Source organism: Streptomyces virginiae (genome assembly GCF_041432505.1).
Taxonomy (GTDB): domain Bacteria; phylum Actinomycetota; class Actinomycetes; order Streptomycetales; family Streptomycetaceae; genus Streptomyces; species Streptomyces virginiae_A.
The window spans coordinates 4,761,742-4,783,861 of record NZ_CP107871.1; the positions used below are offsets into that span (position 1 = coordinate 4,761,742).

The 22,120-nt window shown below is 69.8% G+C and carries 18 protein-coding genes and 1 pseudogene; 13 read left to right on the plus strand and 6 right to left on the minus strand.

Features of this window, described 5'->3' with window-relative positions; translation table 11 throughout:
* Nucleotides 1–51: 51 nt before the first annotated feature.
* The gene (acs, locus tag OG624_RS22295) at nt 52–2,049 is read right to left on the minus strand and encodes an acetate--CoA ligase (protein WP_078909227.1); all 1,998 of its coding nucleotides are present in this window, start codon (nt 2,047–2,049) and stop codon (nt 52–54) included.
* A gap of 160 nt (nt 2,050–2,209) precedes the next feature.
* Nucleotides 2,210–4,678 (minus strand): SulP family inorganic anion transporter, encoded by a 2,469-nt coding sequence (locus tag OG624_RS22300; protein ID WP_051763155.1) that lies wholly within the window; start codon nt 4,676–4,678, stop codon nt 2,210–2,212.
* 235 nt (nt 4,679–4,913) lie between these two features.
* On the opposite strand from OG624_RS22300, the gene OG624_RS22305 reads away from it, so the two are divergent.
* Nucleotides 4,914–6,221 (plus strand): lipoprotein, encoded by a 1,308-nt coding sequence (locus OG624_RS22305; protein ID WP_033219354.1) that lies wholly within the window; start codon nt 4,914–4,916, stop codon nt 6,219–6,221.
* On the opposite strand, the gene OG624_RS22310 is transcribed toward OG624_RS22305, so the two are convergent.
* A complete protein-coding gene (locus tag OG624_RS22310; protein WP_033219432.1) occupies nt 6,175–7,197 on the minus strand; it encodes a nucleotide-binding protein in 1,023 nt (340 codons plus the stop codon). The two genes, OG624_RS22305 and OG624_RS22310, sit on opposite strands and share 47 nt — an antisense overlap.
* 109 nt (nt 7,198–7,306) lie before the next feature.
* Here OG624_RS22310 and OG624_RS22315 point away from each other — a divergent pair, with 109 nt between their 5' ends.
* Nucleotides 7,307–8,128: a hypothetical protein gene (locus OG624_RS22315; protein WP_033219351.1), complete on the plus strand. Its 822-nt coding sequence runs from the start codon at nt 7,307–7,309 to the stop codon at nt 8,126–8,128.
* Between the two features lie 399 nt (nt 8,129–8,527).
* Here the strand turns inward: OG624_RS22315 and OG624_RS22320 are convergent, their stop codons facing one another.
* Entirely contained in the window at nt 8,528–9,403 is an 876-nt protein-coding gene (locus OG624_RS22320) for an HAD family hydrolase (protein WP_051763154.1), read from the minus strand.
* Nucleotides 9,404–9,942: 539 nt separating this feature from the next.
* Here OG624_RS22320 and ssd point away from each other — a divergent pair.
* From ssd to cutA, 3 genes and pseudogenes are all read left to right on the plus strand, one after another.
* Complete coding sequence (ssd, locus tag OG624_RS22325) at nt 9,943–11,076, plus strand: septum site-determining protein Ssd (RefSeq protein WP_033219347.1); 1,134 nt, start codon at nt 9,943–9,945, stop codon at nt 11,074–11,076.
* Nucleotides 11,073–11,642 (plus strand): annotated as a pseudogene (locus OG624_RS22330) (ATPase, T2SS/T4P/T4SS family); the annotation flags it as partial. The gene ssd and the pseudogene OG624_RS22330, both read left to right, overlap by 4 nt.
* Before the next feature lie 65 nt (nt 11,643–11,707).
* Nucleotides 11,708–12,025, plus strand: a complete 318-nt coding sequence (gene cutA / locus OG624_RS22335) for a divalent-cation tolerance protein CutA (protein WP_371639741.1) — start codon at nt 11,708–11,710, stop codon at nt 12,023–12,025.
* Here the strand turns inward: cutA and OG624_RS22340 are convergent.
* Nucleotides 12,022–13,305 carry a helix-turn-helix domain-containing protein gene (locus OG624_RS22340; RefSeq protein ID WP_371639742.1) on the minus strand — a complete coding sequence of 428 codons (1,284 nt, stop codon included), beginning with the start codon at nt 13,303–13,305 and terminating at the stop codon, nt 12,022–12,024. The genes cutA and OG624_RS22340 overlap by 4 nt on opposite strands.
* 236 nt (nt 13,306–13,541) lie before the next feature.
* Here OG624_RS22340 and OG624_RS22345 point away from each other — a divergent pair, with 236 nt between their 5' ends.
* The 5 genes from OG624_RS22345 to OG624_RS22365 all read left to right on the plus strand — a co-directional run bounded on the left by OG624_RS22345 (nt 13,542) and on the right by OG624_RS22365 (nt 17,059).
* Complete coding sequence (locus OG624_RS22345; protein WP_371639743.1) at nt 13,542–13,772, plus strand: hypothetical protein; 231 nt, start codon at nt 13,542–13,544, stop codon at nt 13,770–13,772.
* A gap of 223 nt (nt 13,773–13,995) precedes the next feature.
* Nucleotides 13,996–14,127 (plus strand): hypothetical protein, encoded by a 132-nt coding sequence (locus tag OG624_RS22350; protein WP_371639744.1) that lies wholly within the window; start codon nt 13,996–13,998, stop codon nt 14,125–14,127.
* Nucleotides 14,128–14,146: 19 nt separating this feature from the next.
* Nucleotides 14,147–15,331, plus strand: a complete 1,185-nt coding sequence (locus OG624_RS22355) for a cupin domain-containing protein (protein WP_371639745.1) — start codon at nt 14,147–14,149, stop codon at nt 15,329–15,331.
* A complete protein-coding gene (locus OG624_RS22360; RefSeq protein WP_371639746.1) occupies nt 15,328–16,221 on the plus strand; it encodes an aldo/keto reductase in 894 nt (297 codons plus the stop codon). Before OG624_RS22355 ends, OG624_RS22360 begins: the two co-directional genes overlap by 4 nt.
* 16 nt (nt 16,222–16,237) lie before the next feature.
* Entirely contained in the window at nt 16,238–17,059 is an 822-nt protein-coding gene (locus OG624_RS22365; protein WP_371639747.1) for a hypothetical protein, read from the plus strand.
* Nucleotides 17,060–18,659: 1,600 nt separating this feature from the next.
* Here OG624_RS22365 and OG624_RS22370 read toward each other — a convergent pair.
* Nucleotides 18,660–19,109: a GntR family transcriptional regulator gene (locus OG624_RS22370; protein ID WP_371639748.1), complete on the minus strand. Its 450-nt coding sequence runs from the start codon at nt 19,107–19,109 to the stop codon at nt 18,660–18,662.
* Between the two features lie 159 nt (nt 19,110–19,268).
* Here OG624_RS22370 and OG624_RS22375 point away from each other — a divergent pair, with 159 nt between their 5' ends.
* The 3 genes from OG624_RS22375 (at nt 19,269) to OG624_RS22385 (ending at nt 22,029) form a co-directional block, all read left to right on the plus strand.
* Complete coding sequence (locus tag OG624_RS22375) at nt 19,269–19,664, plus strand: SCO3933 family regulatory protein (protein WP_371639749.1); 396 nt, start codon at nt 19,269–19,271, stop codon at nt 19,662–19,664.
* A 103-nt stretch (nt 19,665–19,767) separates the two neighbouring features.
* The gene (locus OG624_RS22380; protein WP_371639750.1) at nt 19,768–21,195 is read left to right on the plus strand and encodes a cell division protein FtsK; all 1,428 of its coding nucleotides are present in this window, start codon (nt 19,768–19,770) and stop codon (nt 21,193–21,195) included.
* 45 nt (nt 21,196–21,240) lie between these two features.
* Nucleotides 21,241–22,029, plus strand: a complete 789-nt coding sequence (locus tag OG624_RS22385) for a DUF2637 domain-containing protein (protein ID WP_371639751.1) — start codon at nt 21,241–21,243, stop codon at nt 22,027–22,029.
* The last annotated feature ends 91 nt before the right edge of the window (nt 22,030–22,120 follow it).

Below are 22,120 nucleotides of genomic sequence, written 5' to 3' on the forward strand. Positions count from 1 at the left end.
GGCACTCGGCGCGGTGCGCAGGGTGCCCCTTTCGGTGTGTCTCGGTGTGCCTCAGTCCTCGCTGCCGGCGGCCGGGAGCTTGCTCTGGATCAGGTCCATGACCGAGGAGTCGGCGAGCGTGGTGACGTCACCGACCGCGCGGTTCTCCGCCACATCGCGCAGCAGACGGCGCATGATCTTGCCCGAGCGGGTCTTCGGCAGCTCCTGGACCGGCAGGATCCGCTTCGGCTTGGCGATCGGGCCCAGCGTGGCGCCCACGTGGTTGCGCAGGTCCGCGACCAGGTTCTCGGTCTCGGTAGCGCTGCCGCGCAGGATGACGAAGGCCACGATGGCCTGACCCGTGGTCTCGTCGGCGGCGCCGACCACGGCCGCCTCGGCGACCGACGGATGCGAGACGAGCGCCGACTCGACCTCGGTGGTCGAGATGTTGTGGCCGGACACCAGCATCACGTCGTCCACCCGGCCGAGCAGCCAGATGTCGCCGTCGTCGTCCTTCTTGGCGCCGTCACCGGCGAAGTACTTGCCCTCGAAGCGCGACCAGTAGGTGTCGATGAACCGCTGGTCGTCGCCCCAGATGGTGCGGAGCATCGACGGCCACGGCTCGGTGAGCACCAGGTAGCCGCCCCCACCGTTCGGGACCTCGTGCGCCTCGTCGTCCACGACGGTGGCGGAGATTCCGGGCAGGGCGCGCTGGGCGGAGCCCGGCTTGGTGGCGGTGACGCCCGGCAGCGGGGAGATCATCATCGCGCCGGTCTCGGTCTGCCACCAGGTGTCCACGATCGGGCAGCGGTCGCCACCGATGTGCTTGCGGTACCAGATCCAGGCCTCGGGATTGATCGGCTCGCCGACCGAGCCCAGCACGCGCAGGCTCGACAGGTCGAACTTCGCGGGGATGTCGTCGCCCCACTTCATGAACGTACGGATCGCCGTGGGCGCGGTGTACAGGATGGTGACGCCGTACTTCTGGACGACCTCCCAGAACCGGCCCTGGTGCGGGGTGTCCGGCGTGCCCTCGTACATGACCTGGGTGGCGCCGTTCGCGAGCGGCCCGTAGACGATGTAGGAGTGCCCGGTCACCCAGCCGATGTCGGCGGTGCACCAGTAGACGTCGGTCTCCGGCTTGAGGTCGAAGACCGCGTGGTGGGTGTACGCCGCCTGCGTGAGGTAGCCGCCGGAGGTGTGCAGGATGCCCTTGGGCTTACCCGTGGTCCCCGAGGTGTAGAGGATGAAGAGCGGGTGCTCGGCGTCGAAGGGCTGCGGGGTGTGCTCGGCGGACTGCCGGCCGACCACCTCGTGCCACCAGACGTCGCGGCCCTCGGTGAAGGCGGTGTCCTGGCCGGTGCGGCGCACGACGAGCACGTGCTCGACCTGCGGACACTTGGCGACGGCGTCGTCGATGGCGGGCTTCAGGGCGCTGGGCTTGCCGCGGCGGTAGCCGCCGTCGGCGGTGATGACCAGCTTGGCGTCGGCGTCCTGGATGCGGGAGGCGACGGCGTCGGCGGAGAAGCCGCCGAAGACCACGGAGTGCGCGGCGCCGACGCGGGCGCACGCGAGCATCGCGACGACCGCCTCGGGGATCATCGGGAGGTAGACGGCGACCCGGTCGCCGGCCTCGACACCCAGCTCCGTCAGGGCGTTGGCGGCCTTGGAGACCTCGTCCTTGAGCTCGGCGTAGGTGATCGCGCGGCTGTCGCCGGGTTCGCCCTCGAAGTGGATGGCGACGCGGTCGCCGTTGCCGGCCTCGACGTGGCGGTCCACGCAGTTGTACGCGACGTTGAGCTTGCCGTCCGCGAACCACTTCGCGAAGGGCGGGTTCGTCCAGTCGAGCGTCTCGGTCGGCTCGGTGGCCCAGGTCAGCCGCCGGGCCTGCTCGGCCCAGAAGCCCAGCCGGTCCGCGTCGGCCTGTGCGTACGCAGCCTCGGTCACGTTGGCGGCGGCGGCCAGATCGGCGGGCGGTGCGAACCGCCGCTCCTCCTTGAGCAGATTGGCCAGGCTCTCATTGCTCACGACATCTCCCTTTCCCAGGGTGTCCGTTGTGTCCCCGGGCATAGCTCATCAGTCAGCGGCCCAGGTGACAAGGGGTAGCCGAGAATTGGTTTAGACCTATATCACGATCCGGGCCGCGCGAGAACGGAGTGCGAATGGCCCCTCCCCGCCGCAAGGGGCGGGAAGGGGCCAAACGATTGCACGAATACGGGAGGGTATCGGTTCAGGCGTGCTGGCCCACGCTGTCGAAGACCCGGCAGTCGAAGAAGTCCTCGCCCTCGGACAGCAGATACGCCTGCGCCTCGCCCACGTGGAAGTACATCCCGTGCAGCTCCAGGGTGCCCTCGGCGAGCCGCCTGGCCACCGATTCGTGGGCCCGCAGATGCTCCAGCTGCTGGACCACATTGGTCAGGCACAGCTGCTCCACCGCGTCCGCCGGGAGCCGGCCCGAGATCCGGGCCCACGCGTGGTGGCGGCTGGCCATCCGCTCCAGGCTGGGCAGCCCGTGCCGCAGCCAGCGCCGCAGCGGGGTCATCGGGGCGCCGGGCGTGGAGGAGAGCAGGGCCTGCATGGCGCCGCAGCCCGAGTGCCCGCACACCGTGATGCTGTCGACCTTCAGTACGTCCACGGCGTACTCGATGGCCGCGGCCACGGAGTCGTCGGTGGACTCCGCGCCGGGGAGCGGGACCAGATTGCCGACATTGCGGACGGTGAACAGGTCACCCGGGCCACTGGCCGTGATCATGCTGGTCACCAGCCGGGAGTCCGCGCAGGTGAGGAAGAGCTGGGAGGGTCGTTGCCCCTCACGGGCCAGGCGGGCCAGCTCGTCCCGCACATGGGGTGCGGTGTCCCGCTGGAAGGCGCTGATCCCACTGGCCAGTTGGCCCGCGCCGCGCCGCCGGGGCGCGCTCGGAGTGGCCTTCTCGGTGGTCTCCGCCCCTGCCTCTGCCCCTGACTCCGTCTTGGCGGCCGTCGCGGCTGCTTCGGCCGCGGCGGCGGCAGTGATCGTACGGGTGCCCGCGGGGCGGTGGTCGCAGTGGTTCTGCCACGGTGTCCAGGGCCGGCAGCACTGGTGCGCCCCGCGGTGCGGCGTGCGGCGGGACCGGTCCCCGTGGTGGCTCGTGTCGGCGGGCCGACCGTCGGGCCCGTCGGCGGGCGTGGTCACGGGCGCTGCAACAGGCGCGGCCTCGGGCAGTCGCGCCGACGATCCGGCGCGGCCGGTCACCTCCAGCGAGCCGCCGTGCGCCAGGTGGGATGCCTGCCAGTCGTGCAGCGTCTCGTAGGCCGCGTGGTCCATGAACGAGCCGTCGAGCTCGACCACCGCGTGCCCGTCGTGCGGAATCTGGTTCAGCACCCGGCTCAGCCGGGGCACCGCGAGGAAGGTCAACTGCCCGCGTGCCCGCACCCGGTGGACCCCGTTGTCCAGCCGCTCCACGGTGATCCGGGTCCGGGCGAGCCGGTGCAGGGCCAACGCGACGGCCACCGCGATACCGATGGCGACGCCTTCGAGGACCCCGCCGAGCACCACGGCGACGATGGTCGTGACGTAGACCAGGATCTCCCGGTGCCGGGTGACACTGCGCAGGTGCGTGATGCTCACCATCTGCACGCCGACCGCCATCACCAGGGCGGCCAGCGCGGCGAGCGGGATCAGGTCGAGGACCGGGACGAGCAGGCCTGCCGCGAGCACGACCCAGAGGCCGTGCAGCATGGTCGATCTCCGGCTGACCGCACCGGACTTGACGTTGGCCACACTGCGGACGGCCACACCGGAGACGGGCAGTCCGCCGAGCGCGCCGGAGACGATGTTCGCCGCACCCTGTCCCCACAGCTCGCGGTTGAGGTCGGCGCGCGGCGGGCGGTTGTCCGTACCGCGTTCGGAGGCGATCAGTTTGTCCGTCGCGACCGCGGAGAGCAGGGACTGCACGCTGCCGACCAGGGCGATGGTCAGGACGGCGGCGAGGATGCCGAGGACGGGGCCCTCGGGCAGCTCGGGCAGGGCGTGGCTGCGCCAGGACGGCAGGTCCACCCGGGGCAGCGCGAGCCCGGACAGCGAGGCGGCGGCGGTGGCCACGGCCACGGCGGCCAGGGCGGCGGGGGCCTTGCGCAGGACCCGGCCGGCCCGGCCCGGCAGCCACGGCCAGGCGAGCAGCACGGCGAGGGTCAGGGCGCTGACGCCGAGTGCCGCGGGGTGCAGATCGGCCAACTGGGCCGGCAGGCCCAGGACGTTGGCCACGGCGGAGCTCTGGGGGTTGCCGCCGAGCACGATGTGCAGCTGGGCGAGGGCGATCGTCACGCCGATCCCGGCGAGCAGGCCGTGCACGATGGCGGGGCTGACCATGAGGGCGGACCGTGCCGTGCGCAGCGCGGCGAGGCCGAGCTGGCACACGCCGGCGAGCACGGTGATGGCGCAGGTGGTGCGCCATCCGTAGTGCTGGATCAACTCGGCGGTGACCACGGTGAGTCCGGCGGCGGGCCCGCTCACCTGGAGCGGAGCGCCACCGAGCCACCCGCCGACGATCCCGCCGACCGCCGCGGCGACCAGACCCGCCTGGAGCGGGGCGCCGGTGGCCAGGGCGATGCCGAGCGAGAGCGGCAGGGCGATCAGGAAGACGGCGATGGAGGCGGAGAGGTCGGTCGGGAAGTCTTTGCGGATCTCCCGGGTCGTGCGAGTAGGGGAAGTGACTGTCATGGGTTCCCGTCTCCTCGGGGGAGGGATGAAGCGGCGGGAGTCTCAACACTCGGTAAATGGATGGTAATGGAGAGTAAAGGTGAGCGGTGAATAATACGGGCAAATGGCCTACGAATTAGCACTCAAGGGTGATTAAGCATTTTGTCCGGCTTGTCATACCTTCTCCCGAGCGGACCGCATGGGACGTTGCGGCGCGGAAGTCCTGCGATGGAACTGCGAGGGAGAGGTGGGGCGGATGATCGCCGCCACGAAGAAGATCGCCGGCGGCCTGGTCGCCACGGCGCTGGTCCTGGGGGCCGCCGGGTGCAGCACCTCGGGTCCCGCCAAGTCCCCGGCTCCCGGGGCCCCGAACGCGCTGAAGGGGGCCGCCGCCCCGGAGGCCCCCGGCAGCGTCAACCGGCCCATCGGTGACGGCTCGACCGCGTACACCGGCATGCAGCCGAACGTGCAGAAGCCGCAGAAGCTCAAGCCCGGCGAGAAGCCGCCGCAGTTCGTGGTGTTCTCGTGGGACGGGGCCGGCGAGGACAGCCAGAAGCTCTTCTCGCACTTCCGGGACGTCGGCAAGAAGTACAACGCCCGCATGACGTACTTCCTGAGCGGCGTCTACATGCTCCCGGAGGAGAAACGTTCCCTCTATACCGCGCCCCAGCACGAGCCCGGCCGCTCCGACATCGGCTTCGGCGACCTCCAGGGCATCAAGGACACCGCCACCCAGGTCCGCGCGGCCTGGCTGGAGGGCAATGAGATCGGCACGCACTTCAACGGGCACTTCTGCGGCCCCGACGGCGGCGTCGGCACCTGGTCCGTGGAGGAGTGGAAGAGCGAGATCAACCAGGCCAAGTCGTTCGTCAAGAACTGGAAGACCAACTCCGGCCTGAAGGATCAGGAAGCGCTCCCCTTCAACTACGACAAGGAACTCATCGGCGCCCGGACCCCGTGTCTGGAAGGCCAGAAGAACTTCATGCTGGCGGCGAAGGACATGGGCTTCCGCTACGACTCCAGCGGCATCAGCAAGCAGATCTGGCCCAAGAAGACGGACGGGCTCTGGGACATCCCGCTCCAGCTGGTGCCCATGCCGGGGCGTGCCTTCGACACCCTGAGCATGGACTACAACTACATGGTCAACCAGTCGGGGACGACCTCACAGGGCGACCCCTCCCAGCACGCGTACTGGGGCGACCAGATGCGCGACGGCCTGCGCGAGGCCTTCGACCGGGTCTACCAGGGCAACCGCGCGCCGCTGATCATCGGCAATCACTTCGAGTCCTGGAACGGCGGCACCTACATGCGCGCCGTCGAGGAGTCCATCAAGACGATGTGCACCCAGAAGGAGGTCCGCTGCGTCCCGTTCCGCGAGCTGGCGGACTGGCTGGACGCGCAGGACCCGAAGGCCCTGGAGTGGATGCGCACCCTCGACGTCGGCGAGGCGCCGAAGGAGGGCTGGGCGAAGTTCCTGACCGCGGGGCCGCCGGCGGCGCCGGCCGCCCCCGCGGGCGTCAAGCCGGCTGCGGAGCCGGCCGCGGAGAGTGCGGACGAGGGCTGACGAGCGCCTCGGCCCCCTCGCCCAGGACGAAATCGGGGTCGACCTGGTCCGCCAGGTCGACCCCGGTCTTGGCGTTGCCCCAGCTCTCCGCGTTCTTGAGGTGGAAGCTCACCATCTGCTCCGTGTACCGGGACCAGTCGCGGTGCGCGTACGAGTCGTCGGCGGCGTCCTGGAGCTCCTGGAGGGCGAACCGGTTGGACGCCTCCAGCAGCTCGAAGGGGGCGGGGCGGCCCTTCTCCATCGCCCGCACCCAGTCGGAGTGCCCGACGGTGACCAGCAGGTCCTCGCCCACCTCGTCCTGGAGGAACTCGATGTCCTCGGGCCCCTGCACCTTGTTGCCGATGACCTTGAGCGCGACCCCGAAGTCCCGCGCGTACTCCTTGTACTGGCGGTAGACGGACACGCCCTTGCGGGTCGGTTCGGCGACGAGGAAGGTCACGTCGAAGCGGGTGAACATGCCCGAGGCGAAGGAGTCCGAGCCGGCCGTCATGTCGACGACCACGTACTCGTCCGGGCCGTCGACCAGGTGGTTGAGGCAGAGCTCGACCGCTCCGACCTTGGAGTGGTAGCAGGCCACACCCAGATCGGCCTCGGTGAACGGCCCCGTGGCCATGAGCCGTACGGGGTCCCCGTCGAGCAGGAGCGTGCGCGCGCAGGCGTCGTACACCGGGTTGTCCTCGGTGACGCGCAGCAGGCACGAGCCGCGACCGGGCGGGGTGGTCTTGATCATCGTGTCGGCGGACGCGATGCGCGGGTTGGAACCCCGCAGGTACTCCTTGATCAGGGACAGGTGCGCGCCGAGGGCGGGCAGTTCGGCCGCCTCCTCCTCGGGGAGGCCGAGCGCGGCGCCCAGGTGCTGGTTGATGTCGGCGTCCACCGCGACGACAGGGGCTTCGTTGGCGGCGAGGTGGCGGATGAAGAGGGAGGACAGGGTCGTCTTGCCGCTGCCGCCCTTTCCTACGAAAGCGATCTTCATGTTCACCAAGCGTAGTGGTTCGATAGCAGTGTGTTGTCGAGGTGAGTGAAGAAGACCACTCCAAGGAGGGGTCGGTGCTATGGGTGCGCAGTGCGTAGGCTCCCTACTTATGAGTAGCGCTTCTGACCCGCTGGCCCCCCTGGCCGGGCTGCCTGGTGTCGCCGAGTCCGTGGATTCCGTACGCAAGGCCGTGGACCGCGTCTACGGGCACCGGGTGATGCGCCGCCGCAGCGGCGAGATCACCTCGGAGGCCGCTCTGCGCGGCGCCCGCGGGAGCGCGGCGCTCTCCGGTGCGGACTGGGCACTGGAGGAGGTGCGCCGCCGGACCGACTTCGGGTCGGAGCCGGAGGCGCTGACGGTGGGCGCGGCGCTGCGACTCACGGCCGAGGCCGGCCAGCTGCTGAGCATCTGGCGGCAGTCACCGCTCCGGGTCCTGGCGCGGCTGCACCTGGTGGCGTGCGGGTCGACGGCGGACGGAGACGTGGTGGGCCGCCCCCGGCTGGCGGGCGAGCCGGTGACGGAGCCCCTGGTCGAACTCCCGCTGCCGAGCGCGCAGGAGGTGGCGGGTCGCCTCGACGGGCTGTCCCGCCTGATCATCGCGGGTGGCTCCGCCCCGGCCCTGATCACGGCCGCGGTGGTGCACGGGGAGCTGCTGGCGCTGCGTCCGTTCGCCTCGTACAACGGGCTGGTCGCGCGGGCGGCCGAGCGGATCGTCCTGATCAACAGCGGTCTGGACCCCAAGGCCATCTGCCCGGCGGAGGTCGGCCACGCGGAGCAGGGGGCCGAGGCCTATCTGGCCGCCTTCGAGGGCTACCTCTCCGGGACCGCGGAGGGCATGTCCGCCTGGATCGCGCACTGCGGCCGGGCGATCGAGCTGGGTGTCCGTGAGTCGACGGCGGTCTGCGAAGCCCTGCAGCGCGGCGCGGCCTGAGCCGCCCGTTTTCATCCGTTCGGCCCCGGGTCCGCGGTGTTCGGGCCCCGGACATGGGTTGCGGCGACACCGTCTTGCTTTGGTGTCGCCGCTGGCATTTACGCCCAGTTACCAAGCGTCCTCGATATGTGCCCATCAGGTCGGGGTCTTTGCCCGTTACCTGGTGCGGCTGGCCCGTAATCGACGGGTCGACGTCGCGTGGGTGCTCGGCGCTCATGCTTCGGTCCGTGGGCCTTACTGCGTTTTAAAGATGATCCTCTCGGATGTTCTTTGGTCTCGCGGGCCGTTGCTTTATTTGTACTCCGCTTCGGAGCCATGCGAAACCCCTGGCTCCACTTTTTACTTTCCGGGGCGATCAAGGGCGAACCGGACAGACTTTATCCGTGCAGGTCAGGACATTCAGGCAGAGCGGGTCGCGGCCAAGGCGTGGGCGCGGCGGCGGCTCGCGTACCAGACCAGCCCGGCCGTGGCGGCTGCCGCGCCCACGGCCGCCGCGGCGACCAGGGCGGGCCGGGTCGGCATGGACAGCCCGGGAAGGCGCTGCTTCAGCCGCACAGGCCGGTTGAAGACCAGGACCGGCCACTCACGCGCCACGGCTTCCCGCCGCAGCGCCCGGTCGGGGTTGACGGCGTGCGGATGTCCGACCGCTTCGAGCATCGGGACGTCGGTGGCCGAGTCGCTGTAGGCGTAGCACCGGGAGAGGTCGTACCCCTCGGACTCCGCGAGTTCGCGTACGGCCTCCGCCTTGGTGGGTCCGTAGGCGTAGTACTCGATCTCGCCGGTGAAGCAGCCGTCCTCACCCACGACCATGCGGGTGGCGACGACCCGGTCCGCGCCGAGCATCTCCCCGATGGGCTCGACGACCTCCGCGCCGGAGGTGGAGACGATCACCACGTCGCGGCCCGCGGTGTGGTGGGCCTCGATCAGGGACGCGGCCTCGTCGTAGATGATCGGGTCGATGAGGTCGTGCAGGGTCTCGGCGACGATCTCGCGCACCTGCTGCACGTTCCACCCCTTGCAGAGGGCGGACAGGTACTCCCGCATCCGTTCCATCTGATCGTGGTCGGCGCCGCCGGCCAGGAAGATGAACTGCGTGTACGCGGTGCGCAACACGGCTCGCCGGTTGATCAGGCCGCCTTGGTAGAAGGACTTGCTGAACGTCAAGGTGCTCGACTTCGCAATGACCGTCTTGTCCAGGTCGAAGAAGGCTGCGGTGCGAGGCGAGGAGTGCGGCAAGGGCTGATTTTCCACGCCCCGAGCATATGCGCCCACCATTCGGCGTAAGGTGTGGCGCGTGGGTTTGCCTGAGAAGGCTCTCGGGTACACCATGGAAGTCACGGATCGTTCGCGACCGTGCTAACCCGGTCTGGCTCCTCCCCCCCCGAGTCGGACCGTGGGGACGACCCCCGCTCTCCCCCCCGGCGGGGGTCGTCGCATGTCCGGACGCGGTTCGCGTCCCTGCCTTCGGCCCCAAGTGACCATCCTCCGGCCCCTCCTCCTGTGCGGGGCCGACGTGGCGAAGGCCCTCATCCCCTCGAACTCGTGACGGTGCGTAGTGGTTCCGCCGCGTTCCGGAACTCACCTGAGAGGGTGAGCGGGTTATTCACAACCGATGGCTTGTCCACAGTTATCCGACAAGATCCACTTCTTTTTCCTGATCGCTGCACGGTGATTCCAGCCGCGAAGTCCGTGGCGGAAGCATTTGCAGTGAGAAGGGGGCGGAGATCGTGGCGCGATCGAAGTCGTGTGAAACGCCGGAGTCCGTGGTCGGCGGAAGGGGAACAGGAGTCGGGGCGGGTCTCGGAGCCGGATCCATGGCCGGATCCGTACCCGGCGGCGGGCGGCCGCTGATCCTCACCGAGGACCCGCTGCTGCTCGACGATCTGCTGCGGCTGTGTGCCGCGGCCGGTGCCGATCCGCATGTGCACCACGCGGTTCCCGAGCCGGGCGGGACCGCCGACACGGGCGGGGCGGCCGAGCCGGGCGGGGACGCCGGGAGCACGGGATGGGAGTCCGCGCCGCTCGTACTGGTGGGAGACGACGCCGCCCGGCGGGTGCGCGGGGCGCCGCGCAGGGCCGGGGTACTCCTCGTCGGCCGGGACCTGGACGACCCCCATGTGTGGCAACGGGCGGTGGAGATCGGCGCCGAGGAGGTGCTGAGGCTCCCCGACGCCGAGAGCCGGCTCGTCGACCGCCTCGCCGATGTCGTGGAGGGGGCCGGGCGGCCCGCCCTCGCCGTGGGGGTGATCGGCGGCAGCGGCGGCGCCGGAGCCTCCACCCTCGCCTGCGCGCTCGCCGTGCGGGCCGCCCGCGCCGGAGAACGGACCATCCTCATCGACGGTGACCCGCTCGGCGGCGGCATGGACGTCCTGCTCGGGGGCGAGAGCGCCGAAGGGCTGCGCTGGCCGGACTTCGCGGCCTCGCGGGGCCGGGTCGGCGCGGGAGCACTGGAGGAATCCCTGCCCGAGCTGCACGACCTTCGCGTGCTCAGCTGGGACCGCGGGGACCGGGTGGTGGTGCCGCCCGCCGCGATCCGGTCCGTGGTGGCCGCCGCACGTCGTCGGGGCGGGGTGGTGGTGGTCGACCTCCCGCGGCGGGTCGACGAAGCCGTGGCCGAGGTGTTGGCCCAGCTCGACCTGGTGTTGATGGTGGTACCGGGCGAGTTGCGGTCGGTGGCCGCCGCGGGCCGGGTCGCGGCCGGGGTGCGGATGGTGGCCCGGGACGTGCGGGTCGTCGTACGGGGACGCTGCGCGGGCGGCCTCGATCCGGAGTCCGTGGCAGGGCTGTTGGGGGCACCGCTGGCCGGTGAGGTGCCGGTCGAGGTGGGACTCCCGGGTCGGGTGGCCGAAGGTGAACCGCCGGGAACACAGGGGCGGGGCGCGCTGGCCCGCTTCTGCGACGGCTTCTGGCAGCGGGCCCTCGGCTCCGCCCAGGGGGTGCCGGCATGAGCGCGGTACTCCTGGACGCGGTGCGCCGGCGGCTCGCGGAGACCGGGGCGGAACCGACCCCGGCGCGGGTGGCGGCTGCCCTACGGGCCCAGGGCAGGCTGCTCGGGGACGCCGAAGTGCTCGGTGTGGCCGCCGAGTTACGGTCCGAGCTGGTCGGCGCGGGCCCGCTGGAGCCCTTGCTCGCCGATCCGGAGGTCACCGACGTCCTGGTGGCGGCCCCCGACCGGGTCTGGGTGGACCGCGGCGGCGGCCTGGAGCTGACCGGGGTGACCTTCGCCGACGCCGAGGCGGTGCGCAGGCTCGCCCAGCGGCTGGCCGCCGTGGCGGGCCGGCGCCTGGACGACGCCCGGCCCTGGGTGGATGCCCGGATGCCCGACGGGACCCGGCTGCATGCCGTGCTGCCCCCGGTCTCGGTGGGCACGGCCTGTCTCTCGCTGCGGGTGGTGCGGCCGCGGGCGTTCACGCTGGAGGAGCTCGTCGCCGCGGGAACCTTGCCGCCGGGCGGGCACCGACTGCTCCGGGACATGGTCGAGGCCCGGCTGTCCTTCCTCGTCTCCGGCGGTACGTAGCCCTGCTAATGAAGACTAGGCGAGACAGTCTTCGCGATCCATGCGGCGGGTACGTTGCCTTCATGGCTGACTTCTTGATCGTGATCACGACCGTGGACCATCAGGACGCGGCGCGGAAGCTTTCGCGCTCGGCGGTGGAGGCGAACCTCGCGGCTTCCGGGCAGGTGACCGGCCCCATCGAAACGACGTACCGCCACCTTGGCGAAGTCTCCGAGGGCACTGAATATCAGGTGACGTTCCGTACGACCGGAGACCGGCGCGCGGCCCTGGAGAAGCACCTCGTGGACAACCATCCTTACGACTCTCCGGAAGTCATCGCGTTCACGATTGACGCTGGCCGGGCCGAGTACCTGGACTGGATCACCCGAGCCACCCGCTAGCCCTCCGCCCGCTCCAGCAGTGCGCCGACCGGGGCGAGGGACCGGTGGGGCTCCAGCCGCTTTGTCATCACGCGGGCTCGTGCCATCGGCCTGATCGACGCGAGTCCCTCGGAGAGGTCGAACACCCGGGCCGTGATCGCGGTGGCGTGTTCGACCTCTCCCGCGTCCAGGTATGCCGACGCCAGCCATGACAGGTAAAGCGCCTTGTCCCGGGCCCGGGTGTCGTCGTACCGAGCCAAGGCGCCTTCCAAAGCTGGGATGGCTCGTAGCGGTCGGTGCAGTTCCGCCCAGCAGCGCCCCGTCATGATCGCGATCTCGTCGGGGTCCACCCAATACGCCCAGTCCGGGCCTGGCTCGTCGCTGTGTTCGTGGATGGCCTCTTCAGCAACGCCCAGGGCGTAGTCCGCCTCCCGGTCGTTCCCCGATGTCGCGTGCTGCCACGCCAGCCGGTCCGCCAGCAGTGCCCGCACCACGGGTGCCGTCCCCGAGCCGAGTGCCTCATACGCGGTTGTGGCGAACCTGATCCCGGAACCACCGCCCACCGTCCACTCCAGGTACGCCAGGAACGCCAGAGAGTTGCCTTCCAGCGCGGTGTCCTCTGCGGCCCGCGACGCTGCCAAGGCCGTCATGTAGTGCCCCCGGGCTCCCTCGTAGTTCCCCGTGTCGTACGCCGCCCAGCCCGCAAGCTGGGCCTGTTCGGCGATGATTCCGCGCAGGCCCCGGCCTGTCGCCTCGCTGTAGACCCCTTCGTCCGTCAGCCGGGTCGTGTCCCCCAGCTCCTGGACGTACATCTGGTAGGTGTCTCCACCGCCCACGAAGTCGTCCAGGCGTCGCAGCCGGGCGGTGCGCTGGCTCAACTGCCGTGGGACGTCGCTGCCGATCCTCCGCCCCGACGAGAGCAGGGATGAGGGCCGTATGACGGCGATCCCGGCGCCGGCCGAAGCCGTCATGAATCCGCGGCGGTCGAACACATCGTTCTCCTGGTCGGTCTGGTCCTTCTGCTCCTGACGGCGCATGCGCCGCGCGAGAGTGACGGCCCGTCGCAACTCTTCCTCTGGCACGCCGAACTCCGCAGACAGCAGCGCCCGCGAAGCCGGGTCCGGAAGACGTTCGTGGGTCTCCCACCGCGACAACGCACCTTGCTCCAGCGGATACCCCCGGCGCGCGGAGAGATCAGCCGCCAGTTCCTCCTGTGTGCGCCCGCCGGCCTTGCGCAGGCGCCGCAGCAGCAACCCGATCGGCTCCACGCCGTCGTCCTCGTTCGTGGTCATCATCGCCATCCCTCGGCCGTCCGCAGAGCCCAGATCCCAGCCTGGCCATAAAACCTGGCCATGTCCCCGGAATGGCCATGCCTTCTGGCCCATCCGTCCAAACGCTGACGGCAGTTGACTGGTCACAGCCGCCCGGAAAGGCGGCCTCCCCCTCGCAGCGGGCCGAAGGACCGTCCCCCGCGTCGCACCTGCGGCCCGCTGCATCCCCGGAGTGCAGTGCCCGCCCGAGACCGAGGAGAGGTGCCGTGTCCACCACCAAGAGCCGCCTTCGTCAGCGCCAAAGCATTCCGGGCTGGGTCAGTGAAGGCACCCGCATCCGCGATCCGCTCAAAGGGCGCACCGGCATCGTGCAGTTCATCGGCGAGTTCGAGGACCCGAAGACCCGGGTGGTCATCCAGAACGCGGTCTTCGTCCGGCCCGAAGGCGGTGGGGTGGAGTGGGTCGTCGAGGACCCATCCAGCCTGGAGCGCAGCTGAACGAGCGTGATCCATGGGGCTGGCGTCAACAGCTCGGCGTGCTCCTCTACGTCGCCATCGTCAGCGTTCTGGTGGTCGCCCTGGCCTTCGCGGGGTACCCCGGACGCTGACCCACAGATCTCCGCCTCGAAGTCTCTGAGCACGCATCGGGGCGGATGCACCACCCGCAAGATCTCCCGCCGGAACCCCGGCAGGAACCGTCAAGGTCAGGAAGGAGTACGTGATGAACGAGAACGCTCCCACTGAGCAGAGCAGCGGTCTGCTGATCGGTGTCCGCCGCATCACCGCAGCCCGCTCGCGCGCCGAGGAAGCCTCGGACAACACCGGCGGCAAGTCGGACATGAACGACACCTGATAGACCGAGGAGACCCACGGTGATTGATTCCGCATCGTGGGCGCAGCGTCTGGGCGGGGACACGTTCCTCGCCCAGACGTGTTTCCGCGCCCACAAAGTGATCCGCTCCAACGGCACCACATCCCCCTCGCCGCTGACCTGGGACGACCTCAACGAGATCATCGCCACGCATCGGCTGGAGCCGCCCCGTATGCGGCTCTCCCGCGCTGCTGAAGCCGTTCCCGCCACGGCGTACTCCATCCTTCGTACGAACCGTCGCGGGGTGTCCTGGTACCAGCCCCAGCCCGCCGAGTTCCACACCCGGCTCGCCGAAGGCGCGTCCCTCGTCATCGACGCGATCGACCAGATCCACCCGCCCGTCCGCGAAGCCGCCGCCGGCCTAGAACGGTTCTTCCGCACCCCCGTCCAGGCCAACGCGTACGCCTCGTGGACTGCCGAGGAAGGCTTCGGCACGCACTGGGACGACCACGACGTCGTGGTGCTCCAGCTCGAAGGCTCCAAGCGCTGGAAGATCTACGGGCCCACCCGGCAGGCCCCCGCTTGGCGCGACGTCGAAGCCCCGGAAGCCCCGACGGGCGAGCCCATCGCGGACATCGTTCTGACGGCCGGGGACCTGCTCTATCTGCCGCGCGGCTGGTGGCATGCCGTGAGCGCTGACCAGGGGAGTGCCTCGCTTCACCTCACATTCGGGCTGGCCACACAGACCGGCGCCGAGTTCCTGGGCTGGCTGTGCGATGACCTCCGGGCCAGCACGAATGTTCGCGGCGATGTCCCCCGCTTCGGCACCCGTGCAGAGCGGACGGACTACCTGGACGCCGTACGGAAGGAGGTCCTGGCCGCCCTGGACGACTCGACGGTCCTCGATCGCTGGGAAAGGTCTCTGGACACCACCCACCCGGGGCGTCCGCGCCTGTCCCTGCCACACATCGCCGCCGTTCCGGCAGAGCCGGGGATCACCGTCCAGCTCACGGTTCCCCGGGCCCGCCTCGACCAGGACGACGACACGGTGACGTTCTCCGGCGCCGGGAACGAATGGACCTTCGCCCTCCCCGTCGCCCCGGCCCTCCGCCTCCTGGCCCACGGGAAGCCGATCGCCCTCGGAGCGCTGGCCGACGATTCCGGCCTCACCATCGAGCAGGCGGCCGAAGTCGTCACCATCCTCGTCACGGGGCAGGCCATCGCTGTCGTCGGGGGCTCCAGGTGACCGCGTCCCTCGGCCTGGGGACGTACCGGGTGCGCGTCGTTGAGCAGGCGGCACGCACCGCGTGCGCTGACGGATTGGTGTGGATCGACACCGCCCCCAACTACGAGGACGCCCACCGGTCGCTCGGCCCCGTCATCGCCGACCACCCCCGTGCGATGGTCGCGACGAAGACCGGGTTCTTCACCAAAGCCGAGGGCAAGGCCGCAGTACAGGCCGGACTGCTCACCCCACAGCACGCAGCCGCCGGCCACAGCCTCCTCCCGTCCTTCACCCGCTGGCAGACAGACCGCTCCCTTGCCGATCTCGGCCGGGCGGACCTGGTGTTCGTCCACAACCCAGAGCACTCCCACCGCGACCGGGAAGACCTGCACGAAGGGCTCCGCGACGCGTTCACCGTCTTGGAGGAGTTCGCCACCGCTGGCAGGATCGGCGGCTACGGCGTGGCCACCTGGTCCGGATTCCAGCACGGGACTTTCACCGTCCCCGAACTCCTGGACCTGGCGAAGGAAGCCGCCGGATCGAGTGAACATCACCTGCGCGCCGTCCAGCAGCCGGTCAGCCTCGTCATGGCCCGGCCGATCGCTCTTGCTCTTGACGGTCGGGGCCCCCTCGTCCAGGCTCGCGCGGCGGGCCTGCTGACCTTCGGATCTTCGCCCCTGCACGGCGGCGAGCTGGCTGACCTCACGACGCCGGAACTCGCCGAGTTCATCCGCCCTGGGAGCACACCGGCCCTCGCCTGCCTCCTCGCATCGGCCTCTTGCCCGAGCCTGGACGTGGTACTGCTGTCCGCCAGTACCGCGCAGCACTGGAATGCCGCCAAGGCGGCCGTCGCCGCCCCGCTCGATCCGGGTCAGCTCAGGAAGGTCACCGATGTACTCGCCCAAGGATGAGACCACCAGAGTTCGCATGGAGGGCGCTCTGATCCACGCCGCCAACAGGCTGTCCACCACTCCGACCGGAGCACCAGCCTGGGGCTGGCTGGGACGCACCATCGGCAGCCGGACCGAAGGCGGCCACTGGCTCCGCGTCCACTGTGGCGAGGCGTCCAAGACCCCTGCCACCCGGAATGAAGGCATCGCGCTCGCCGAGGAACGGGTGTCGGACAAGGTGTCCCGCCCACACCTGCACGCCCTGTACCGCTGGGACGGAGGGGAGTACGTCTTCGAGGCGGAGCTGATCGACTACATCGCCCAGCCGGTCATCTCCCCGGAAACCCCTGACCTCACTGCGGACCCGGGCCTCCCTGACTCTTGGTGGGCCACACTTCGGGAGAGCCTGGACGCCCTCAGCACCGCAGAGCCGCCCCGGGAAACGATCCGGCAGTCCTGGGCGGACCGGGTGTTCCCGGAGTTCCTCGGCATCCCCGCGCCAACCATCACGGACCGCATCACGGGCCACGCCGATCTCCAGTGGGCCAACCTCACCCACGACCCCCTCGTCATCCTGGACTGGGAACGCTGGGGCGCCGTCCCCGTCGGCTACGACCCGGCCATGCTCTACGTCAACAGCCTCCGCGTACCGGCCGTCGCCGACCGCATCCGCACGGAGTTCTCCCACATCCTCGACACCCCCGCCGGCCGGATCGGCGAACAGATCGCCCTCGCCGAGATGCTCCAAGCCGTCGGCCGGGGCTGGTATCTGGAACTGTCCCCGCTGCTGTGTCAACGCGCGGAAGAAGTCACCGGGGTTCGTCCGCCGGGTTCGGCCTCGGCAGAGACCTCTGCCTGACCCCTGCACACCACCCTCCGGACCCCGGCGCCCTTCCCCAGCGCTGGGGTCCTCGCACGCTAACTCCCGCCCACGGGTTGACCGTTGCCGAACTCGGCCGGTCACGTTCCCACGCCGGTGGCCGGAGCGGCTTTGGCCGGTGTCCTGTTCGGGTTGGGGTCGGGCATGTTCAGGGGGCCTTACGCTGTCCGGCAACTCGGGCAGGCTTTGATCCTGCCCGGAATTTGATCGAGTGGCCCCCTGGACTTGCCCGACGCGGGCCCCGAGTCGAACAGGTGGGTAAAGCCGTGGAGGCCGCCGGCCCCGGCCACAGGTGGTTGGACATCAATCCGCGGTGACCTGTGCGGGCTTGGCGTGCGCCCCGCTCCTCCTGGCCGTGCTCGCCGTCGGGCGATCCGCCGTGGTCCTTCCGGGCCTGGCCGCCCGCTCCTCCTGGCCTGCGGCGCGAGTGGGCGGGGGCCGTCGCGGGCGGTGGCGGAGACATGGAGCCAGCGGCGGCCTGGGGCCGCCGCGCCGCGCGGCCCGCGTCAGCGGGCCGCCTTGATCCAGTAAAGAAACTTTCGACAGCTCATCCCTCTGGCCGCTTCGGCCTGTCAGGTATGGGCTGCTTTGCCATGTCTTGCGAGGTCTATCCGCAGAATCGATTGTTCACCCGTTCTTGCCCGGGTCTGTTCGCGGAATCGCCGGATCTTATCCACAGGTTGGCCATGTTTTGCTCTGATCTCGCGAAGTTGTCCACAAGTGGGGGAGTCGGGATGGCCGTTCGGGGGAGGTGTCCGCTTTCGCTGATGACATGCGGGCCGCGCCGGAAAATCCGGGGCTTGCATGAGCGGAAGGCGGGATGTGTGACGCAGGTCACTATCGAGTGGCGTTACACGGGGCCCTGTTTCGACACCTCTATGGGCGATCCGAAAATCCGGCGTGCGTATAGCACGGGATCCCCGGTCAGCCAAACCGGGGATTCTCCGGATCGTTGTCCTGGTCGGCCCCCGCAGAGCCGTCCGCGAAGGAAGGGGGTTGTGTGATGTGCATCACGGAGCGTCACACCGTACCCGTTTTCGACACCTGTCCCAGATGAAGGGTCGGATGCCCGGTGGGGCGGCTTATAGCAGGCAATCCGTGAATTCCGAATTCCCGGATTCTCCGGACCCTTATGACGAGAGGAGCGAGCGAGTGGAAGCGGTGCCAGTGGTGCGAGGTGGCGACATGCCCGGTCCGGGGGCCTCGCCTGCTGCCCGTGGGGCGGGCCGTGAGGCCGGGTCTGCTGCTCGTGGGGCGGGGAAGACCGGACCGGCTTCCCGTGGTGCGGGAGATCCCGGTTATGACGGTCGACGAATCCGCGGTGGCCCGTCAGGGTGCGTCGTACCTGGTGGTTCGAGGCGGTCCGCCGGCGGAGTGGTCACGGCCGGTACGGGTCGGTCTCGGGCGTCGCCTGGGGGCGAAGGCGATGAATTTTGCGGCGGGGTACGGGAGAACGGCACGACGATGGGCGGGGAACTGATGGGCGAGTCGGAGATAGCGGAGCTGGAGGCGGACGTAAAGCGTCTCGCGGTTGAGATGGCCGACATGGCCGCGGTGATGCAAGCAGTGGCGGCGGAACTTACTGCTCTCGCATCTCGATGTGGGCTGCCACTGTCTTCATTGTCTTGAGCATCGTGTCCATGTCGCGCTTCATGATCGTGATGGTGTGCTTCATCTCTTCCACTTCCATGGAGAGGCGGAAGTAGCGGTCATCAGTAGGGGCCTTGGGGGGCGTTCCGGAAGGTGCGTCCCCTTCGGCCTGCTCGGGGCCTGCCCCGGTCTCTGTCTCTGGGTCGTTTCGGCGGACGAAGCTGCCCCGGCCCTGGACGCCGTACGTCAGTCCTTCGGCCTTGAGCATGCGGAACGCGTTCTGGACGGTGGCACTGGCGATCCCGAACTTCTCCTGGAGCTCCCGCGACGTGGGGAGCTGATCGCCGGGGCCCAGGACGCCGCTCTGGATCTGCCGGCGCAGGTACTCGGCCACCTGGACATATGGGGGCCGGTGGTCGTGTTCGAGGGGCGATGTCATACCCGCAGGATACGGCGCTCTGCCTAGGCAGCGCAGTAGACCCAACCAACCTGCAACACCTGAAGCAGTTAGCTGCCGTTGCAGTTAACCGCATCATGTGGTTTCCTTTGGGTGTGGCCGGAACCCCGGCCGATCCCACATGAAGGGGCGTATTTCGCCATGGCTATGACCCGTATCCGCGTCGGTTTCCTCAAGGCGACGAAGATCATGACCGGTACGCCGCCGGTCCCGAAGTGGACGGACCAGGAGAACGGCATCCGTGCGACCGACCGGGAGACCGGTTCGCCGTTGTTCACGGTGACGCTCTTCCTGATGGAGGACGACCGTGCGGAAGCGCTGAAGATCACCGTCCCGGCGACCGGCCTCCCGAACGGCCTGCACCCGGGCAAGTTCGTCCAGCCGGTGGAGCTGTTCGCTACCCCGTGGGCGCGGATCTTCAACGGCAACCTCTCCGAGGGCGTCGCCTACCGCTGCACGGCCCTGGAGATCGTGGACGCCCCGGTGGCCCCGGACGAGATCGCGGCCCCGGCCGCTGCGGAGGAGATCGCGGCGTGAGGAACGCGCCCGCTCCCCACACCTTCCGCTGCCAGCACGGCTCGGCCCTGGGCCTCCCGTGCTGGCGGCGGGAGCCCGCCCCCTCAACTGAAGGAGTCCCCCTGTGGAAGATCTGAACGGAGCGTTCGGCTACGCGCCGTACGCCGTCGGCCTCGGCCTCGCCGTCTTCGTCATCTGGTCCGTGGTCTGGATCGTGCGCTATATACGCGCCACGCCAATGAAGCGCGCGAGTATCCGGCAGGCGGTCCGTGTCCGGCGCACCTGGAAGCGTCTGGCCCCGATGGCGGGGCTGTCGGTCACCGACAAGACCCCGACGTTCATGGCCGAACTCGCCAACACCGATGGGAAGAAGCAGCACAAGCCCCGGGTGCTGATCCCGGTCCTGAAGGTCACCCCGGACGAGTTCGGTGTGATGGTGCGGGCGAACTGCCTGCCGAAGGTGGGCCTGGAAGAGTTCAAGAAGGCCGCCCCCTACCTCGCGGACGCCTGGCGCTGCACGCGAGTGTCTGTGCTGCCGGACGGGCCCGGAAAGGTGCTGATGCGCGGTGTGCGGGTGGACCCGCTGATCGTCCCGACCGAACACGTCCCCACCGGCCGTCCCCCGAAGGAACTCGCGAAGTGGGAAGTGGGCGTGGACGAGTACGGCACGCCTGTCACCGTGTCACTCAAGGACGTACCCGGTATCACCGTGGGCGGCCTGCCCGGCTACGGCAAGACCTCGCTGATGAACAAGCTGATCTGTGACTGGGCCCCGTCGCCGGCCATACAGTTCGTCCCCTTCGACGGCAAGGTCAGCCGTGCCCGTGAGGGCGACTACGCCGACCTCGTCCCGAGGACGTTCGCCTTCTGCGGCGACGACCTGGAGGCCGCGAACAAGCTCCTCAAGCGTCTCGTGGAGCTGCGGCGTGCCCGCTCGACCTGCATGAAGGATGTCCTGGGCGTCAAGAACATGTGGCACGTCGGCCCCTCGGAGATGTGGCCGCTGATCGTCATCCCCATGGATGAGGTCCACACCTTCTTCCGGGACCACAAGGGCTCCGACCCGAAGACCAAGCGCCTGGCCGCACTCGCGGCGGACAACGCACGCCTGGTGGAAGACCTCACCAAGAAGGGCCGCTCGCTCGGCTTCCTGACGCTCCCCATCACGCAGAAGACCACCGGGGACGCGATCCCCACCTTCATCCGCGACGTGTGCCCCATCGGCCTGTCCTTCGCCCAGAAGACCGCCGAAGCCGCGGTGGCAGCCCTCGGCGAGGACATCCGCCAGTGGCCCGACGCCTCCCCGATCAACCTCCAGGACCCCGCCTATGTCGGCGTGGCGGTCATGTCCGCACAGGGCCGCCCCGGCTTCGTCCGCATCCGCACCCCCTACGTCCCCGACGAGTACGCCGCCCGCATCGCCGAGCAGACCGCGCACCTGGTCCGCGACCCCTTCAAGCTCCTGGAAGAGCTGACCGGACAGACGGTCGCGGAGCTCGCCAAGCAGGCGCCCGACGAGGACGAGGACGGCCCCGAACTCCTCGCCGCCTAACCCGTACGCCACCCCAACTCCCCCTGGAAGGAGGTGAAAACCCTCATGACTGAAGACCGGATGACACAGCGCACCGTGACCGTGGTCATGGCGATCATCGCGGCCCTGGCCTTCGTGTTCTCCTTCGGCAACGTCTGGTCCCTGGCCCTGCGCCTGGGCGTACCGGGGCCCGTCGCCCCGCTGATCGCCCCGATGGTGGACCTGTCCGTCGTCGGCCTCCTGGTCGCCCTGCGCTACCTGTCCCTGCGCGGAGTACCGGCCGGTGAACTCACAGCGGCCACGCGCCTGATGCACGCCTCCGGCTTCTTCACCCTCGCCCTCAACATCGCAGAACCGATCATCGCCAAGCACTACGGCCGCGCCTGCGTGGACGCCGTCGCACCCCTGCTCCTCCTCGGCTGGGGCGCCGTCGGACCTACGCTCCTGCGCCACTTCCACGCCGTCGCCACCCCGGCCCCGGCCCTGCTCCTGGCCCCGGTGCCCGTGGCCGCCCCCGAGCCGGTCACGGAACCCGTACAGGAACCGGCCACGGCCGAACCTGAACCGGCTCCGGAGCTTGAACCTGAACCGGCTCCTGTGTCCGAACCAGCGGCGCCCCTGCCCCCGGCCCCCGCTCGGGTGGTCCCTGCTCCGGCTCCTGTTCTGGCGCCGGTCCCGGTCCCGGCCCCGGCTGTGGCGGTCAAGGTGGCTCCGGCTCTGCTGGAAGCGGCCCGCGAGATCGCCGACTCCCACACCGCGACCCACGGTCAGCCGATCACCGCAGCACAGCTCAAGGCCCGACTCGGCGTCGGCCTGCCCCTGGCCACCGCCGCGCACGCCGCGCTGACGGCCTGACCCTCCCGCCGGCCTTCCGGCACTTCCCCACCCTCCTGGCCCCCGGGCCTGGTCAGTCATGCCCTCGGGCAGCACTCCGCCTCGCTGCGAG